Annotated in this window: 19 protein-coding genes; 11 read left to right on the top strand and 8 right to left on the bottom strand. The window is 71.0% G+C overall.

The annotated features are described in order from the left end of the window. Positions 1-308 precede the first annotated feature (308 nt). Both BKA14_RS02380 and BKA14_RS02375 read right to left on the bottom strand, forming a co-directional pair. Positions 309-938, bottom strand: coding sequence for a TetR family transcriptional regulator (locus BKA14_RS02380; protein ID WP_184949293.1), 630 nt, complete (start codon positions 936-938; stop codon positions 309-311). Next, on the bottom strand, positions 935-2,431 hold the full coding sequence (locus BKA14_RS02375) for a DHA2 family efflux MFS transporter permease subunit (protein WP_184949292.1): 1,497 nt from the start codon (positions 2,429-2,431) through the stop codon (positions 935-937). Before BKA14_RS02375 ends, BKA14_RS02380 begins: the two co-directional genes overlap by 4 nt. 54 nt (positions 2,432-2,485) lie before the next feature. On the opposite strand from BKA14_RS02375, the gene BKA14_RS02370 reads away from it, so the two are divergent. The 4 genes from BKA14_RS02370 to BKA14_RS02355 all read left to right on the top strand — a co-directional run bounded on the left by BKA14_RS02370 (position 2,486) and on the right by BKA14_RS02355 (position 4,826). After that, a complete protein-coding gene (locus tag BKA14_RS02370) occupies positions 2,486-3,328 on the top strand; it encodes an amidohydrolase family protein (RefSeq protein ID WP_239092915.1) in 843 nt (280 codons plus the stop codon). A gap of 74 nt (positions 3,329-3,402) precedes the next feature. Further along, positions 3,403-3,558, top strand: coding sequence for a hypothetical protein (locus BKA14_RS02365; RefSeq protein WP_184949291.1), 156 nt, complete (start codon positions 3,403-3,405; stop codon positions 3,556-3,558). Positions 3,559-3,585: 27 nt separating this feature from the next. Beyond that, on the top strand, positions 3,586-4,032 hold the full coding sequence (locus BKA14_RS02360; RefSeq protein ID WP_184949290.1) for an EVE domain-containing protein: 447 nt from the start codon (positions 3,586-3,588) through the stop codon (positions 4,030-4,032). Continuing rightward, positions 4,029-4,826, top strand: a complete 798-nt coding sequence (locus tag BKA14_RS02355) for a PfkB family carbohydrate kinase (RefSeq protein WP_184949289.1) — start codon at positions 4,029-4,031, stop codon at positions 4,824-4,826. Before BKA14_RS02360 ends, BKA14_RS02355 begins: the two co-directional genes overlap by 4 nt. On the opposite strand, the gene htpG is transcribed toward BKA14_RS02355, so the two are convergent. Further along, entirely contained in the window at positions 4,823-6,652 is a 1,830-nt protein-coding gene (htpG, locus tag BKA14_RS02350) for a molecular chaperone HtpG (RefSeq protein ID WP_184949288.1), read from the bottom strand. The genes BKA14_RS02355 and htpG overlap by 4 nt on opposite strands. Before the next feature lie 65 nt (positions 6,653-6,717). Continuing rightward, positions 6,718-8,001 (bottom strand): citrate synthase, encoded by a 1,284-nt coding sequence (locus BKA14_RS02345; RefSeq protein ID WP_184949287.1) that lies wholly within the window; start codon positions 7,999-8,001, stop codon positions 6,718-6,720. 162 nt (positions 8,002-8,163) lie between these two features. Here BKA14_RS02345 and BKA14_RS02340 point away from each other — a divergent pair, with 162 nt between their 5' ends. Together BKA14_RS02340 and BKA14_RS02335 are read left to right on the top strand one after the other, a co-directional pair. Further along, the gene (locus BKA14_RS02340) at positions 8,164-9,000 is read left to right on the top strand and encodes a universal stress protein (protein ID WP_184949286.1); all 837 of its coding nucleotides are present in this window, start codon (positions 8,164-8,166) and stop codon (positions 8,998-9,000) included. A gap of 48 nt (positions 9,001-9,048) precedes the next feature. Further along, on the top strand, positions 9,049-10,062 hold the full coding sequence (locus BKA14_RS02335) for a putative bifunctional diguanylate cyclase/phosphodiesterase (protein WP_184949285.1): 1,014 nt from the start codon (positions 9,049-9,051) through the stop codon (positions 10,060-10,062). Between the two features lie 2 nt (positions 10,063-10,064). Here BKA14_RS02335 and BKA14_RS02330 read toward each other — a convergent pair whose 3' ends face one another. Beyond that, entirely contained in the window at positions 10,065-10,619 is a 555-nt protein-coding gene (locus BKA14_RS02330; protein WP_184949284.1) for a hypothetical protein, read from the bottom strand. Positions 10,620-10,906: 287 nt separating this feature from the next. On the opposite strand from BKA14_RS02330, the gene BKA14_RS02325 reads away from it, so the two are divergent. The 5 genes from BKA14_RS02325 (at position 10,907) to BKA14_RS02305 (ending at position 15,500) form a co-directional block, all read left to right on the top strand. Next, entirely contained in the window at positions 10,907-11,680 is a 774-nt protein-coding gene (locus tag BKA14_RS02325; protein ID WP_184949283.1) for an exodeoxyribonuclease III, read from the top strand. Positions 11,681-11,773: 93 nt separating this feature from the next. After that, entirely contained in the window at positions 11,774-13,474 is a 1,701-nt protein-coding gene (locus BKA14_RS02320) for a PP2C family protein-serine/threonine phosphatase (protein ID WP_184949282.1), read from the top strand. After that, a complete protein-coding gene (locus BKA14_RS02315; protein WP_184949281.1) occupies positions 13,471-14,505 on the top strand; it encodes a cobalamin B12-binding domain-containing protein in 1,035 nt (344 codons plus the stop codon). Before BKA14_RS02320 ends, BKA14_RS02315 begins: the two co-directional genes overlap by 4 nt. A 203-nt stretch (positions 14,506-14,708) precedes the next feature. Continuing rightward, positions 14,709-14,933: a hypothetical protein gene (locus BKA14_RS02310; protein ID WP_184949280.1), complete on the top strand. Its 225-nt coding sequence runs from the start codon at positions 14,709-14,711 to the stop codon at positions 14,931-14,933. A 189-nt stretch (positions 14,934-15,122) separates the two neighbouring features. After that, positions 15,123-15,500, top strand: a complete 378-nt coding sequence (locus BKA14_RS02305) for a winged helix-turn-helix transcriptional regulator (protein ID WP_184949279.1) — start codon at positions 15,123-15,125, stop codon at positions 15,498-15,500. Here BKA14_RS02305 and BKA14_RS02300 read toward each other — a convergent pair. The 3 genes from BKA14_RS02300 to BKA14_RS02290 form a co-directional block, all read right to left on the bottom strand. Beyond that, positions 15,497-15,883, bottom strand: a complete 387-nt coding sequence (locus tag BKA14_RS02300; RefSeq protein ID WP_184949278.1) for a RidA family protein — start codon at positions 15,881-15,883, stop codon at positions 15,497-15,499. The two genes, BKA14_RS02305 and BKA14_RS02300, sit on opposite strands and share 4 nt — an antisense overlap. 72 nt (positions 15,884-15,955) lie before the next feature. Next, positions 15,956-16,942 (bottom strand): LamG-like jellyroll fold domain-containing protein, encoded by a 987-nt coding sequence (locus BKA14_RS02295; RefSeq protein WP_184949277.1) that lies wholly within the window; start codon positions 16,940-16,942, stop codon positions 15,956-15,958. A gap of 281 nt (positions 16,943-17,223) precedes the next feature. Then, the gene (locus BKA14_RS02290) at positions 17,224-17,604 is read right to left on the bottom strand and encodes a DUF6401 family natural product biosynthesis protein (protein ID WP_184949276.1); all 381 of its coding nucleotides are present in this window, start codon (positions 17,602-17,604) and stop codon (positions 17,224-17,226) included. Positions 17,605-17,666 lie beyond the last annotated feature (62 nt).

Raw genomic sequence — 17,666 nt, 5'->3', positions numbered from 1 at the left:
GAGCGCTTTCGGCCTGGCCGCAGCCCTGCTGATCCGTAAGCGGGCGGCTGGCGCTGACTTCGGAGCTGATCGCGGCGGCCAGGGCGGTCATCTGAGGGGGCGGCCGCGCGTCATCCCGACGAGGCTGTCCTGCCGGTGGAGGAGCCCCCCGCCTGGGGGCCGCGTGGGCGGGACGCCGCGGGTGAGCTGGTGGCCACGATGCGCGAGGCCGATGAGGGCGCCGTGGGCGAGCCCGGTGGTCACCGGTCGGGTGCTGACGGCCGAGCGCGAGGCCCGCCGGCGACGGCGCGGGCGCGGCCGGGCGTTGTTCAGGGCTGCAGCGGCGCCAAGTGGGTCCGGAGCCCGATCAGGGCCTGACGGACGTTGTCGAAGTCGTGCGAGTCGAAGTGCTGCGGGCGCCCCGGTGGCAGAAACGTCAGGGACACCCCTACGAACGCCCCGGCCAGCGCGCGGGCTCCGAAGTCGGTGGGTGACACTTCCAGGCGTTCGGCGATCACCCCGGTCAGCATGTCGACGGCCGCCACGGTGGCCTGCAGCTGGCGGGCCAGGAGCTCGGGCACGGTGCGGAAGAGCTCCTGCCGGCGCTGTTCGCTTTCCCATTCCTCCTCGGTGAGGTGCTCGAAGACCTGCCGCATCCCGGACAGCACCGCGTCGACGACTGGCACCTCGGGCGGCTGGGCCCGGATGGCCTCGAGGATCAGCGGGTCGTAGTCGTCGGTCACGACCACGTCTTCTTTGGTCGGGAAGTAGCGGAAGAACGTGCTCGGGGACACTTCGGCTGCCTCGGCGATCTGTTCGACTGTCGTCGCCGCGTAGCCCTGCGACGTGAACAGTCGCATCGCCACGTCGCGGATCGTCGCGCGTGTCTTGGCTTTCTTGCGTTCCCGCAGCCCGGCCGCCGCGGGAGGGGCAGCGGCGGCACGAGCGTCTGAGGTCATACCAGCGATTCTGCCAAAACCTCCGGCTGCGTCTCCGCGGGCCGCGCGGGCATCAGCACGAGCGCGAGCACCACACCGGCCAGGGCCAGCGCGCCCGCGACGAGCAGGGACCGGTCCATCCCGTACGCGAAGGCCTCTCGAACGGATCGCCCCAGCCCGGTATCCCCGGTCTGCGCGGCCACCGCCACGCCCGAGGTGACGCTTTCCCGCGCGGCGGCGGGGGCCGAACCGGGCACATGCGAGCGGTAGGCCGAGTTGAGCACGGTTCCCAGCACGGCCACCCCCACGGCCCCGCCCACCTGCCGCAACGCCTGCAGCAGCGCGTTGCCGACCCCGGCCCGGGCCGGTGTGAGGGCCCCGATCGCCGCGTTCAGGGCGGGCGGCATGGTCAGTCCGAGCCCGAGCCCGGTCAGGGTGATCCACACGGCGATGTATCCGTACCCGGTCGAAGCCGACGTCTGCGCCCCGAGCACCGACGCCACCGCGATCGCCAGCAGCCCACCGGCGATCACCATCCGGGCGCCGACCGCGGTGGCCAGCTTCTCCCCGGCCCGGGCGCCCACGATCAGTCCGCCGATCACGGGGAGCAGCCGGATCCCGGACCCGAACGCGTCGTGGCCGCCGACGGCCGAGAACAGCTGCGGCAGTGAGAACAGCAGCCCGAGCATCGCGAAGCTGGCCACGGTGGCCAGCACCGCACCGCCGGTGAAGGCCCGGTTGCCGAACAGGGCCAGGTCCACCAGGGGCGACGCCGCCCGCCGCTGCCACAGCACGAACACCACGAGCAGCACGATGCCGCCCGCGACGGTGAGCAGGGAGCGCGGGTCGGTCCAGCCCCGCGAGCCGGCTTCGATGATCCCGTACGTGATGCCGACCAGCCCGGCGGTCGACAGCACCATGCCGGCGATGTCGATCCGGGTGGAGTCGCCACGCGACGAGGGCAGCCACACGGCCAGCGCGACCACCCCGGCGATCACCACCGGCACGTTGATCAGGAAGACCGAACCCCACCAGAAGTTGTCGAGCAGCCAGCCGCCCAGCAGCGGCCCGAGCGGGATGCCGAGCGCGCTCGCGGTGACCCAGATCGACATGGCCCGGCCCCGTTCACGGTTGTCGAACAGGGTGGTCAGCACGGCCCCGGACAGCGGAATGATCACCGCCGCGCCCAGGCCCAGGACGGCCCGCGCGGCGATCAGCTGGCCCGACGTCTGCGCGTACGCACAGGCCACGGAGGCCGCCCCGAAGAGCACCAGGGCCCCGATGAGCAGGCGTTTGCGGCCGAAGCGGTCGCCCAGCAGCCCGGCCGGCAGCAGCGCCGCGGCCAGCACGAGCAGGTAGGCGGTGGTGAACCACTGCAGGTCACCGGTGGTGGCGTCGAGATCGCGGGCCAGGGTGGGCAGCGCGACGCTGAGCACTGTCGTGTCGAGCCCGACCGCGAGGGTGCTGAGGGCCATGGCGGCCAGCGCGTACCAGCGCGAAGTGGAAGTAACCATAATTTGAGAGTAGCTGTCATTTCAGAGCCGGTGTCAAGATGTAGGCTAGGGGATGTGATCGATCGCCTCGCCGACGTGCACACGCATTTCCTGCCTCCGCGCATGCAGCGCCGCGTGTGGGACCACTTCGACCAGGCCGGCCCGCTGATCGGCCGGCCCTGGCCGATCACGTATCGCGGGACCGAGCAGGAACGCGTGGAAACGCTCAGGAAGTTGAACGTCCGGATGTTCAGTGCGCTCGCCTACGCGCATCGGCCGGACATGGCGGCCGACCTCAACGACTGGACGCTCGCGTTCGCCGCGCGCACCCCGGGCTGCCTGCCCAGTGCCACCTTCTTCCCGGAGCCGGGCGCTACGGCGTACGCGCAGGAGGCTCTTGATCGTGGGGCGCGCATCTGGAAGGTGCATCTGCAGGTCGGCGGGTTCGACCCCCGGCTGCCCGAGCTCGACGAGGTGTGGGGGCTGCTGGCCGAGGCGGGCGCGCCGGTGGTCGTGCACGCCGGGTCGGGGCCGGTGGCCGCCGGGTTCACCGGGCCCGGCCCGATCGGCGACGTGCTGCGCAGGCATCCGCGGCTGCCGGTCATCATCGCGCACGCCGGGGCGCCCGAATATGCGGGTTTTCTCGACCTGGCCGAGCGTTACGAGCAGGTCCGGCTGGACACCACGATGGCCTTCACCGACTTCTTCGAGCAGATGGCGCCGTTCCCGCGCGATCTGAGACCGCGGCTGCGCGATCTGGGGCTGGCCGGCAAGGTGCTGCTGGGCAGCGACTTCCCCAACATTCCGTATCCGTACGAGCACCAGATCGATGCGCTGGTCCGGTTGGACCTGGGCGATGAGTGGCTGAATGCCGTCTGCTGGTCGAATGCGCAAGCGTTGTTCGCGCCGCGCGGGTGAAGGTGCGCGAAACGCGTGCGCCGACGTGCCACGATCATGTAGGCACACGCCCGGTCGCGGAAGGAGCCGATCTGATGAAGAAAGCCCTCGGCTGGATCGTGCTCGTTCTCATCATCTTCTACATCGGCACGAACCCCGGCCCGGCCTCGGAGATCGCGCAAGGCATCGGCGACGGCATCGCCGAGGTCTTCCGCAACATCGGGGTATTCGTGCGCGAACTGGCGACCTGACCGCCCCCGGCTGACGAGACTGATCAGATGGCGCACTGGCTTCTCCAGCACAATCCGGCCCGCGGCGTGTGCGGCAGTGGCGACTGGACGGTTCGCCGCTACCGCGAGCTGATCACGGCCGGCGACGACGTAGCCCTGTGGCACAGCGGCCGCGGCGGGGGCGTGGCCGCGGTCGGCACGATCGTCGACGCCCCGCACGACTCGGTGATCGGTGTCCACTTCACGCGCGAGTTCGCGAGCCGGCCGATCACGCGCGAAACGCTCAAGAACGACGAGCGTTTCCGCGACGCGCTCATCCTGCGCATGGCCGGCGGCAGCAACCCGTTCCCGCTGACCCCCGCGCAGTGGCAGGCCATCATCGAGCGCGTGCCACCCGAGCACCAGTTGGTCGCGGCGACGGTCCGGGGCGCCGCGGCGCTCGCGGTGGCCGGGGCGACCGCGATCCGGGAGGCGGTACGCTCGGTCGCGCAATGATCCTCTGCGTCGGACTGGCCACCGTCGACCTCGTCTATCGGGTCGAGCGGGTGCCCGGCGTGGACGAGAAGGCGCAGGCCCGGTCGGCCGAGGTCGCCGCGGGCGGGCCGGCCCTGAATGCCGCGATCACGGCGGCTGCCCTGGGCGCGCCCGTCACCCTGGTCACGGCGATCGGCGCGCATCCGCTGGGCGACCTCATCCGCAAAGACCTGGAGGCCCATGCTGTACGGCTCGTCGACGCGGCCCACGGTTCGGAGGAGTTGCCGCCGGTCTCGACCGTGATCGTGGCCGACGGCACGGGCGAGCGCACGATCGTCAGCCGCAACGCCGGTGACCGGTCGTTCCCCGTACCGGAGGAAGGTCTGCCCGAGGCGGAGCTGACCCTCGTCGACGGGCATCATCCCGGGCTCGCCGTGGCCGCCGCCCGGGCCGCGCGACGGCTGGTGGTCGACGCCGGGACATGGCGGCCCGTCTTCGCCGACATCCTGCCGCACGCCGACGTGGTCGCCTGCTCGGCCGCCTTCCGATCCCCCGCGGCTCTCACCGCCCCCGACGTGATCGTCACCCACGGCCCGGGCCCGGTGCTCTGGACCCGCGGCGGCCGCACCGACCGGATCGAAGTCCCGCCCGTCGAGGCGGCCGACACCGCGGGCGCCGGCGACGCCTTCCACGGCGCCCTGGCGTTCTCGTTGCACGCCGGCCAGCCCGTGCGCGACGCGATCACCGAGGCGATCCGGGTGGCCGGGGTGCGCGTGCGGCACCCCGGCCCTCGCAGCTGGTTGAACGAGCTCTAGACCGTCTTGGCCAGGCGCTCGGCCAGCAGTTTGGCGAAGCGCGCCGGGTCCTCCAGGTCGCCGCCCTCGGCCAGCAGGGCCGTGCCGTAGAGCAGCTCGGCCGTCTCCGGCAGCGCCGGGTCGTCGGCCCGCTCCTCGAACGCCGTACGCAGACCGCTGACCAGCGGGTGGCCCGGGTTGAGCTCGAGGATCCGCTTGACCCGCGGGCCCTCCTGCCCCATCGCGCGATACATCTTCTCGAGCGCGGGCGTGATGTCGTCGGTGTCGCTGACCAGGCACGCGGGCGAGCTGATGAGGCGGTGCGAGAGGCGGACGTCCTTGATCTGCTCGGTCAGCTGGTCCTTGAGGAAGGTCAGCAGCGGCGCGAAGTCGCCTTCGGGCTCCGGCTCCTCCTTGTCCTTGGGCAGGTCGACCGAGCCGCGCGCGATGGACTGCAGCTTCTTGCCGTCGTAGTCGGGGACGGCCTCGACCCAGATCTCGTCGACCGGGTCGGTGAGGATGAGAACTTCATACCCCTGCTGCTGGAAGGCCTCCATGTGGGGCGAGTTCTCCACCTGGGAGCGGCTGTCACCGGTCAGGAAGTAGATCTCCTCCTGGCCCTCCTTCATCCGCTCGATGTAGGCGGCGAGGGTGGTCGGCTCGGTGCCCGCCGTGGACGAGAACGTGGCCACGTCCAGGATCGCCTTCTGGTTGTCCTGGTCGTTGAGCAGACCCTCCTTGACCGCCCGGCCGAACTCGCGCCAGAACGTCGCGTACTTCTCCGGGTTGTTGTTGAGCAGGTCCTTGATGGTCGACAGCACCTTCTTGACCAGCCGGCGGCGGATCATCTGGATGTGCCTGTCCTGCTGCAGGATCTCGCGCGAGATGTTCAGCGACAGGTCGGCCGCGTCGACCACGCCCTTGACGAAGCGCAGGTAGTCGGGGATCAGCTCGCGGCTGTCGTCCATGATGAAGACACGCTTGACGTAGAGCTGCAGGCCGTGCCGGGAGTCGCGCTGGAACAGGTCGTGCGGGGCCCGCGACGGCAGGAAGAGCAGCGCCTCGTACTCGAACGTGCCCTCGGCCTTCATGTTGATGATCTCGAGCGGCTCGGACCAGTCGTGGCTGATGTGCTTGTAGAACTCGTGGTATTCCTCGTCGGACACCTCGGACCGGGGCCGCGCCCACAGCGCCTTCATCGAGTTGAGCGTGTCGTCGCCCATCTTGATGGGGAACGCGATGAAGTCCGAGTACTTCTTGACGATCTCCCGGATCTTCCAGTCGTCGGTGTAGTCGTAGAGCGCGTCCTCCTCGTCGGAGGGACGCAGGTGGACGGTGACGGTCGTGCCGACCGGCGCGTCCGGGGCGTCGTCGATCGTGAACGTGCCCTCGCCGCCGGACTCCCAGCGGGTGCCGTGCCCCTCGGTGCCGGCCTTGCGCGTCACCAGCTCGACCTTCTCGGCCACCATGAACGTCGAGTAGAACCCGACACCGAACTGCCCGATCAGCTCCGGGCTCTCCTTCGCCTCACGCAGCTTGGCCAGCAGCTCGGCCGTGCCCGACTTGGCGATCGTGCCGATCAGCTCGACGACCTCGTCGCGGGTCATGCCGATGCCGTTGTCGCGCACCGTCAGCGTGCGCGCCTCCTTGTCGGCGGCCAGCTCGATGTGCAGGTCGGTGGCGTCGGCCTCGAGCCCGTCCTGCAGGGTGGCCAGGCGCAGCTTGTCCAGCGCGTCCGAGGCGTTCGAGATCAGCTCGCGGAGGAAGATGTCCTTGTTCGAGTAGATCGAGTGGACCATCAACTGCAGCAGCTGCCGGGCTTCGGCCTGAAACTCCAACGTCTCCATGCCCCGATGTTACGAAAACGCCCCGCCGGATATCCGGCGGGGCGTCACATCAAGATTCCGTACGGTCAGCGCTTGTCGATAGCGACGAACTCGCGCTCCGCGGCGCCCGTGTAGAGCTGCCGCGGCCGGCCGATCTTGTTGGCCGGGTCGTTCATCATCTCGGTCCACTGCGCGATCCAGCCGGGCAGGCGGCCGAGCGCGAAGAGAACCGTGAACATCTTGGTCGGGAAACCCATCGCCTTGTAGATGAGGCCCGTGTAGAAGTCCACGTTCGGATACAGCTTGCGCGAGACGAAGTAGTCGTCGTTGAGCGCGATCTCCTCGAGCTGGAAGGCGAGCTCGAGCAGCGGGTCGGGCTTGTCGAGCGTGGCCAGCATGTCCTGCGCGGCCTTCTTGACGATGGCCGCCCGCGGGTCGTAGTTCTTGTAGACCCGGTGGCCGAAGCCCATGAGCTTGACGCCCTTTTCCTTGTTCTTCACTCGCGTGACGAACGAGGCGACGTCGCCGCCGTCCTTGCGGATCTGCTCGAGCATGTCGAGCACCGCCGCGTTGGCGCCGCCGTGCAGCGGGCCGGAGAGCGCGTTGATGCCGGCCGAGACCGACGCGAACAGGTTGGCCTGCGCCGAGCCGACCAGCCGTACGGTCGAGGTCGAGCAGTTCTGCTCGTGGTCGGCGTGCAGGATGAACAGCATGTCCAGGATCTTGGCGATCTTGGGGTCGATGTCGTACTGCACGGTGGGCAGGCCGAACGTCATCCGCAGGAAGTTGTCGACGTAATCCAGCGTGTTGTCCGGATACGGCAGCGGGTGCCCGATGGACTTCTTGTAGGCGTACGCCGCGATGGTCGGAAGCTTCGCCATCAGACGGATGCCGGAGATCTCCACCTGCTCGGGGTCGAGCGGGTCGAGCGCGTCCTGGTAGAAGGTCGACAGCGCGGTGACGGCCGAGGACAGCACCGCCATGGGGTGGGCGTCGCGCGGGAACCCGGAGAAGAAGGTGCGCATCTCCTCCTGCAGGAGCGTGTGCACCCGGATGCGGTCGCCGAACTCCTTCAGCTGCTGCTGCGTCGGCAGGGCGTCGTGCATCAGCAGGTACGAGACCTCGAGGAACGACGACTTCTCGGCCAGCTGCTCGATCGGGTATCCGCGGTAGCGGAGGATTCCGGCGTCACCGTCGATGTAGGTGATGGTCGACGTCGTGGAGGCGGTGTTGACGAAGCCTTGGTCCAGGGTGACGAAGCCGGTCTCCTTGAGGAGGGCACTGACGTCGATGCCGCCCGGGCCCTCGACCGCTTCGCGCACCGGCATCGACAGCTGGCCGCCGGGGTGGTCGAGCTTGACATCCGTCATGTATTTCCCTCACTTCACCGGCAGATGTCTCAAAAATTGTGTAGTTCACCGTAAACCCTCAACCTGAATGGGTCATCAGGCGGCTCCCGGCTGAGGGATTGATCACGAAGAGTGGCGGACTTGTATAGATAATGGTTGTAGTCGAACGCGGAGGTGCCAACGATGCCCGATCCGAGTCCGTCTCCAGTTGTCGTAGGTGTGACCGGCACGGCGGCGGGGCTCGCCGCGGTGCGGCTCGCCGCCCGCGAAGCCGTCTCGCGTGACCGTGAGCTACGAATCGTGCACGTCTTCACCTGGTCACACGCCCGGGCCCGCGGGGCTGCGACGCAGATCGTGGACGAGGCGGTGGCCACTGCCCAGCGTTCCACACCCGGGGTGCGGGTGACGGGACAACTCGTCGACGGCGTGCCCGACCGGGTGCTGCTGCGCCTGGGCCGCACCGCCGAGATGCTCGTGCTGGGCGACGACGACCTGGCCACCACGCCGTGGCTGCCCTCCGGCTCAGTGCTGGTGCAGACGGTGGCCCGGGCCTGGTGCCCGGTGCTGGTCGCGCGCGGGCCGCGCCCGCAGGCCGGTCCGATCCTGGCCGCGGTCGACGGGTCCGAGTGCTCCCTGCTGGGCCTGCGCACAGCGGCCGGCGAGGGCGCCCGCCGCAACGTGCCGGTGCTGGTGGCCCACGTGGTCGAGCGGCCCGGCGGCGAGGACGCCGGCCGCGAGGTCCTGGCCCGCGCGGTGGCCGCCGTTCCCGAACTCACCGATTTCACGACGAAGCTGCTCACCGGCGCCGCCGGCCCCACCCTGGTCCGCGCCTCGAGCCGGGCCCGGGTCACCGTGCTCGGGCCACGCGGCGCCCATCACGCGGGCCTGCTGGGCTCGGTCGCGCGGACCGTGCTGCGGCGCGCCGCCAGCCCGACGCTGTTCGCCCACGGCAGCCCGGTGCCCGGTCAACGCCCGGCGCCCGACCGGGAAAGAGAGCCGAGCCGGGTGCTCATCCCGTAGGGGCGGCTGTCGCTCAGTCGCGGGCGGTAAACACCGAACTGAGCAGTGATGACCGAGTGGAAACCGTTCGCGTTGGCGGGTCTCGCGGCCACGCCGACGTTGCTGACCGGCGTGCTGCTGGTGCTCGGCGAGGTGACCTGGGCGCAGCGGGAGACAGCGGTGGCCGGGGCGGTGATCGTCGTGCCGCTCCTGATCCGCGCGGTGACGGCCGCGCTGAGGCATGACGCGGCCGAAGACCCGGACCGCACTGTCGCCCCCGAACGGATCGACCTCGAAGAGGCGCTGCGCCGGGCCCTCGGCGACGGGCAGCTCAACGTGGCCTACCAGCCGGTCGTCGACCTGGCGACGGGCGTGCCGGTGGGCGCCGAGGCACTGGCACGCTGGGTGCATCCCGAGCGCGGGCCGATCCCGCCGGCCACGTTCATCCCGATCGCCGAGGAGGCCGGGCTGATCGGGGCGGTCGGCGACCGGGTACGCCAGGAGGCTTTGCGCATGCTCGGCACGTGGCGGGCCGACGGCACCGTGGACGACGCCTTCCACCTGTCGATCAACGTTTCCGGCCATCAGCTCACCGACCCGCACCTGCCCTCGACGGTCTCGGCCGAGTTGCTCCGGTACGGGGTGCCGGCGCGCTGCGTGGCGTTCGAGATCAGCGAGCCGGTGCCGGTCGACGCGGCCGGCCGGGTCCTCTTCGAGCTGCGCGAACTGGGCTGCCACGTGCTGATCGACGACTTCGGCACCGGGTACTCGCCGCTGGGTCACCTGCGCCGGTTCCCGGTCACCGGCATCAAGATCGACCGCTCGTTCGTGGCCGGCCTGGGGTCGAGCCGCGAGGACGACGAGATCGTGCGGGCCGTGGTCGCGATGAGCCGCGCGCTGGGGCACACGGTGATCGCCGAGGGGGTGGAGACCCGGCTGCAGCGGGACGCCCTGGCCGCGGTCGGCGTGACGCGGGGGCAGGGATGGCTGTGGGGGCCGGCGGTGCCACCGGCCGAATTCGCGCGGCACTGGCACGCCACCGGGCCGGCCGTCGCCCTGGCCGGCCGCAACCGCCGCGACTGACCTCAGGCGTCGGCGCGGGCCTTCGGGAACTCGTACATCCAGAAGGACTGGGAATCGATGCGGGTGGAAACGGCGTAACCGGCGATCCGGTCGAGGACCTTGCCGATCATTTCGGGCAGCTGGTGCACGTCCTCGTTGTAGGTGCAGACGTCGATGAAGACCAGGCCGTCGGCCGCCTCGATCGGTTTGTACATCTCCCGCAGCAGCTTGATGAAGACGCCGCGGCCCCGGCCGCCGGGACGGACACCCACGAAGTGCACGAAGAACAGGCGGTTCTCGGCGTACAGGTCGGGCCAGTGGTGCCGGAAGTAGTCGGGTGAGATCAACGGGGCGGCGTGCAGGTCGCTGGTCATCACGGCGAGCCCGGTGACGCCTTCGTCATCCCGTACGAAGAACTTGTCGTTGCGCTTGTCCGCCATGAGCTCGTCGAACTCGTGGCGGTAGAGCATGTGCCGGTTGACCGCGAGGACCCGCAGCTCGTCGAACGTGTCACGGTAGAACTCCCAGGCCGCGTCGAGGAGGCTGTCGGGCAGGGCCGGCGTCACGTCCACTCGCATGCTGACAAACCTGCCACCACGACTGGCATCGCGTGCGTGACTCGGGCATTATTCGCTGACGGGTCCGGCGGTAACGCGGATCACACTCGGTTTATTCTGTCAGATGGAAGGGAGCGAGCATGGCGACGCTGGTCGGCTCCGACGGAGCTGTGGTCTGGCTGGTCGCGGTGCTTCTCGTCCTCATGGCGGGCCTGGGCCTGGCCCTGCTGGCCGCCACCCGCGCGACGCGCCGTTTCTGAGCGGGCTCGCAGGCAGCGCACCGAGGCCCGATGTAGCAGGCTGGGAGGATGCGCTTCGCCACGTGGAACGTCAACTCGGTCAAGGCCCGCCTGCCGCGCCTTCTGGAGTGGCTCGACACCACCCAGCCCGACCTGCTGTGCCTGCAGGAGACCAAGGTCGCCGAGGACGGCTTCCCCACCGCTGAGGTCGCCGATCTCGGGTACGACGTGGCCGCGTACGGACAGGGCCGTTGGAACGGGGTCGCCCTGCTCTCGCGAGTGGGGCTCGACGACGTGCGCAAGGGTTTCGCGGGCGAGCCCGGCTTTCCCGACCCGGAAGCACGCGCGATCAGCGCCCTGGCCGGCGGTATCCGGTTCTATTCGATCTACGTGCCGAACGGCCGCACCCCCGACGACCCGCACTACACGTACAAGCTTTCCTGGCTGTCCGCATTGCGCGGTGCTCTCGCCGCCGACATCGACGCCGCGCCGCTCGTGGTGGCCGGCGATTTCAACGTCGCGCCCACTGATGACGACGTCTGGGACCCGAAAGTCTTCGTCGGCTCCACCCACGTGACTGCGCCCGAGCGGGAGGCCCTGTCCGGATTACGCGGCGTCGGGCTGCGCGACATCGTGGCCCGGCCTCTCAAGGGTGACCGCCCGTTCACCTATTGGGATTACCGGGCCGGCATGTTTCACAAGAACCTGGGGATGCGCATCGACCTCGTGTACGCCTCGGGGGCCGTGGCCGACCGGGTGACAGACGCGGTGGTGGACCGCGAGGCGCGCAAGGGCAAAGGCCCCAGCGATCACGCCCCGATCGTGGTCGACCTGGCCGGCTGAGACGTCCGCGCCCGGACCTCGGCACGGCCGCGGCGCCAATATGCACGTAGGCTGTGCATAGATCGTATTCGGCGGGGAGAGTCAGGAGGGACCATGACAGCGCAATCGTCGGCAGCAGCCGGCGAAAGGCTGACCGGCGGGCCCGCGCCCGCTCTGCTCCGCGCCGCACTCGACGCCGCCAGCGAGGCGGTGCTGCTGTGCGACTCCGCCGACGACACCGTCCTGATGGTCAACGCCGCGGCCCAGGCCCTGGTTCCGGCCCTCACCGCGGGCATGTCCCCGCTGGCCGGGCCGCTGCCCGGCCTGGCCGCCGCCCTGGCCGCCGGTGACGACTCCTTCACCGACGTCCACGACGGCCGCCACTTGCAGGGCCAGCGGCGCCCGCTGGGCCCCGCCCACTACGGGTGGTATCTGCGCGATCGCTCCGACGAGGTGGCCCGGGCCGACGCGTTGCGGGCCGAGCGCGCCCGCACGGCGTTCCTGGCCGAGGCCGGCCGCCGCCTGTCGTCGTCGCTGCACCAGGGCCGCTGCCAGCGGATCACCGCCGAGCTGGCGGTGGCGCACCTGGCCGACGCGGCCATGGTGGTGCTGCCGATCGACCGCCGCCAGTCCCAGTGGGTGCGGCTCGTAGCAGGCGGCATGATGGAGGAGGGCACGCTCCGCGAGCAGTCACTGAGCCAGGTGCCCGGCCTGATCGAGGCGCTCGGCGGGTTCCCGCCCATCCCCAGCAAATGGCTCGACGCGTCCCAGGCGCCCGAGTGGCTGCTGCCCGGCAGCTTCGGCCCGATCGGGGCGCTGCTGGTCACTCCCCTGCCCGGCAACGCCGAGCCGGCCGGCGCGCTGATCCTGGCCCGCCGGGGCGACGACGCCACGTTCAGCCCCGAGGACGAGATCCTGGCCCGCATCTTCGCGGCCCGGGCCGGCGCCGCCATCTCGGCCGCGCTGCTCTACCGCGAGCAGGTCGACACCACCGCGGTGCTGCAGGCCGACCTGCTGCCGCCCGAGCTGGTGCAGCCCGAGGGCATCGAGCTGGTCGGCTCCTACCAGGCGGCCCGTGAGGCGCTGCGCATCGGCGGCGACTTCTACGACGTGTTCGGCCCGACCGACAAGAGCCCCGACACGGTGATCGCGCTCGGCGACGTGTGCGGCAAGGGCCCCGAGGCGGCCGTGCTGACCGGCAAGGTGCGCCAGACGCTGCGCGCGTTGCGCCTGGTCGAGGCGCCGCCGGTCGAGATGCTGCGCGTGCTCAACAAGGCGCTGCTCGACTCCGGCCGCCAGCACCGGTTCGTCACCCTGGTCGTGGGCTCGGTCAGCCGGGCCGAGCACGGCCGGGTCAAGCTCTCGCTGGCCACGGGCGGGCATCCGCCGCCGCTCGTGCTGCGCAGCGACGGCAGCGTCGAGGAGGTGCCGGTCAGCGGCACTCTGATCGGCGCGGTCCCGCGTACGGTGGTCAATCCGGCCGACGTCGAGCTTGCGGCGGGCGAGTTGTGCCTGCTCTACAGCGACGGCCTGACCGAGGCCCGGGGCGGCCCGGGCGGGAACGAGCAGTTCGGCGAGGCCCGGTTGCGCGAGGCGCTGGCCGAGTGCCGCGGGCTGCCCGCCGTGGCCACCGTCGAACGCGTCCGGCAGCTGGTCAGCGACTGGGTGCACGGCGGCACCCGGGACGACATCGCCATGCTGGCCGTCCGCGCCCCCGCCCGCACCCAGCTCAGCCTGCGCAACGGCGCCCGCAACGCGTCGCCGTTCGCGATCGACGCCCGCCGCACCGAGCGGCGCGCGCGGGCCCGGTCGTGAGCGTTGCCTCGCGCCGCTCGCTCGACGACCCCGGCCTGCACGACGAGTTCCTCGACCTGATCGGCCAGGGCGACGAATACGGTGCCGTCGAGATCGTCAACGAGCTGCTCGACGGCGGCGCCGCTCCCCAGCGCGTCATCGTCGACCTGATCGGCGCCGCCCAGATCCGGGTCGGTGAGCTGTGGGCGGTCAACGAATGGACCGTCGCGCGCGAACACGCGGCCACCGCGATCAGCGACCGGGCCCTCGCCGCGCTGGCCGCCCGCACGAACGTGCGCCCCACCCGCGGCCGGGTGACGATCGCCTGCGTCGACGGCGAATGGCACGCGCTGCCGACCCGCATGCTGGCCGAGATGCTGCGGCTGGACGGCTGGCGGGTCGACTTCCTGGGCGCCAACGTGCCCGGGCCGCACCTGATCAGCCACCTGCACCAGACCGGGCCCGACGTGGTCGCGCTGAGCTGCATGATCGCGACCCGGCTGCCGCGGGCGCACGCCGCCATCACTGCCTGCAAGGCGGCCGGCATCCCGGTCATCGCGGGCGGGCGGGGTTTCGGGCCCGGCGGGCGGTACGCGCAGCACCTGGGCGCCGACGCGTGGGCCGCGGGCGCCGAGGAGGCCGTACGGCGGCTGGCCCGCAACTGGCCCCCGCACAACCAGGACCCGCAGCTCTCGGCGTTCCTGGGCGACGACGAATACACGTACGTGGTGCGGCACCGCCCCCAGCTGATCGACACGGCCATACAGCGGCTCACCGACGCGTATCCCGCGATGCGCACCTACAACCAGCGCCAGCTCGACTCGACGGCCGAGGACATGGCGCACATCGTCGACTTCCTGGCGGCGGCGCTCTACGTGAGCGAGACCGCGATCTTCACCGACTTCGTGACCTGGACCCATCAGGTGCTGCAGGCCCGGGGCGTGCCCACGGTGGCGCTGCGCGTCGGCCTGGAGACGGTTCAGGCCCAGCTGCGCGACTACCCCAGGGCCACGGCGATGCTGACGGCCGGGATGCGGCTTTTAAATCAGTAGCGCCGCGGGCGGGGCCCGATTAGCCTCGTCCGCATGATCTCCTGATGCTCCGGCCCGCATCATCCCTTGATGATCCGGCCCGTTTCTGTGCTCGGTTCCGGGTGCTCCGGCGTGATCCGTCCGTCGTGGAGCCACCATCGTGCCGGCCACCCGGAGCACACCCGCACCCCGATCATCGGCCGGCTCCACCGCAGGAGGTCCGTATGCCTGGTCAACGTTTCAAGGTTCAGCTCACCCCGGACGACATGCCGTCGCTCCCCGGCCTGGCGGGCGACTCCGCCGAGGCCAACCGCAAGCCCGCCGCCGGCGCCAAGCACCACGGCGCCACCGACGAGCGGCAGGCAGCCCGGCAACGCTCCGAGCGGGCCCACGCGGGCCGCGCCGCCGGCGCCGGGGGCGGTCGCTCCTACGCGTTCCGCCGCAGCTAGGCCACCATCAGCACGGAAAGGGCGCCCGGCTACCGGGCGCCCTTTCCCTTTGCCGTCCGCCGCAAAGTCTCAGGCCCTCGTCGGGTGGGGCTCAGACGACCGGCGGAAGCCGCCCTCCGTCGGGGCGGCGGCCACCAGAAAGCCGCCCTCCGTCGGGGCGGCCCGCACCGGTAGGAGAAGATCGACCCCGTGGGGACCAGGGACGAGATCGGTGCGCTGCCACCCGAGGCCGACCTGGCGCGGGCCGACTCGCTGGCGCGGGAGATCTTCTCCGACGTGGCCAACAAGTGGTCGCTGCTGATCATCGAGTTTCTCGGGCTGCGCACGATGCGCTTCAACGAACTGCGCCGCGAGGTCGGCGGGATCAGCCACAAGGTGCTGACCCAGAATCTGCGGACGCTGGAACGCAACGGACTGGTCGAGCGGACCGTGCACCCCACGGTCCCGCCCAGCGTCGACTACTCGCTCACCGAGGCCGGCCAGGCCCTGCGCAAGGTGGTCGACGGGATGTGCGACTGGACCCAGACCTACCTGGGCCACATCGAGGCCGCCCGCAAGAGGTTCTAGTCGAGCACGGCCACCGCTTCGACCTCGACCAGGTGCTCGGGCACGTCGAGGGCCACGATGCCGAACAGCGACGCGGGCGCGGCGATCGTGACGCCCAGCCGGGCCGAGGCGCGGGCGATGCCGTCGAGCAGTTCCGGCATCAGGCCGGGCTTCCAGTCGACGACATGGGCGGTCAGCTTCACCACGTCGTCGAAGGTGGCCCCGGCGGCGGCCAGAGCGGTGCCGACATTGAGGTAGGCCTGCTCGACCTGCGTGGCGAAATCCCCGCCGTCCCACGCGACCTGACCGGCGACGTGGATCAGGCGGGTGCCGGTGGCCACCGAGACCTGACGGTAGATCGGGATCTGCGGCAGGCCCGGCGGGTCGATCAACGTGACTGTCATACGACGACCGTACGGGCGATGCCCCGGACCCGGAAGAATGCACTTTTCCGAGCCCAGGGCACCTGGAGGTAACTACCCGAGCTCGGCGTACACGTCGTCGAGCCGGCCGTGGTACATGTCGGTCTTGGTGTTGAAGTTGGGGCCGCCCACCCGCAGCGGCAGGGTGTTGCTGATCGACAGGCTGGCCGGGATGGTGGTCTGACCGGCGGGCTGGTCGTCGACGAACACCGACAGGGTCGTGCCGCTGCGCTGGCAGAGCACCTTGTGCCACTGGCCGTCGGCGACGGTGGCCGACGAGCGGGCGATGTAGACCTGCGGGGAGCCGGCGCCGACGACCGCGCACTGCGCCTTGCCGTTGGTCTTGCCGACCTGCATCTTCCACTGGCTGGACGCCTTGGCCACGCCCTTCTGCATGATGTTGGCCGACCCGACGATCTGGGCCTTGGTCAGCTGCAGGCGGGCCGACCAGCGGAACGCCCGGGTGCCGGGGTTCAGGTTGGGCACGCTGGCCGTCTCGAACAGGGCGCGCGGGCAGGTGCGGGCCGTGGTCGCGCAGGCCGCCGGGAACGTCACGTAGCGACCGCTCGGGGTGGCGGTGTCGTAGCGGACGGCGCCCGAGTCGGCCGTACGGGTGGTGAGCGCGGGACCGCGGCCGGTGGTGTCGGCGACGCGGCCGTTGACGGCGCCGGCGTCGAACGTCCACTTGGCGACGAGCTGCCCGGCAGTGGGAGCGGCGGCCTGAACGGGCGCGGCCGCGGCCAGGACAGGCGCGTCGTCGGCGTCGGCGGCATCCGTGGCGTCGGCGTCGGCGGCATCCGTGGCGTCGGCGGTGGCATCGGTGGCGTCGGCGTCGGCGTCGGCGTCGGCGTCGGCCGGAGCGTCGTCGTCCGAGAAGGCCGGAGCGTCGTCGGCGGCGAAGGCCGAGTCGTCATCGACCGCCGCGTCATCGGCCGCGGCGGTCGCGGACGGCGGGAGGTCGTCAGGGGTGGCGGCGGCCAGGGCGGGCGCCGCCGGGAGCGTCAGACCGGCAACAGCGGCGAGCGCGAGAGCGAGCTTCATCAGCCCACCATCCCGTATCGACCGTTTTGCGGCAAATCTACCGTATCGGCGTTTCGGGGCGTTCCCCGAGACGAACGACCGAGCCCGGACGAAGGACACGAACGACAGGGCGGGAACGGGCGCGGGCCAGAACAGGCGTGGGCCAGAGCGAGCGTGGGCCGGAATGGGCGTGGGCCAGAGCGGGCGACGGACGCTCGGCGGCGGCACGCACGGGCGGGGCACGCACCGCGGGGCACCGACGAGAAACGGCCCGCCGAAGCGGGCCGTCAGCTCGAGCCAGGTCAGAGAACGGCATTCTCCTCGGCGATCGCGCACACCGCGACCAGGCGCAGCAGGTGCCAGTCGGCGGCCTGCCACTCGGCCGGCGCCGCGGGCGCCTCGCCCGGCGACGGCAGCGTGACGCCCATCCGGCGGGCGCCGGCCACGATCGCGCGGGCGTAGCCGGCCAGGCCCTCGGCGTCGGCGTCGCGGCCGGCCGACTCGAGGGCGTCGCGGACCGCGGCGGTGTGCTGGTCGACCAGGGCCAGCAGCCCCGGGTCGGCGAGCGCGGCGACGATTCCGTCGACGCCCACACGCGCCATCATCTCGTCCAGCAGGCCGGTCGCCGGGGAGGCCGGAACGAGCGGAGAAATCGGGGCGAAGGCGAGGAATTCGTTCGTCATGGCGAGAACGCTAGGGCCTGCCGGAGCCCCACGCGAGGGGGGTAACCGAACGGCACCCGAGC

Origin of the sequence: Paractinoplanes abujensis (genome assembly GCF_014204895.1) — a bacterium.
In the GTDB taxonomy this organism is placed as follows: domain Bacteria; phylum Actinomycetota; class Actinomycetes; order Mycobacteriales; family Micromonosporaceae; genus Actinoplanes; species Actinoplanes abujensis.
This window is presented reverse-complemented; position numbering and strand designations above follow the sequence as displayed.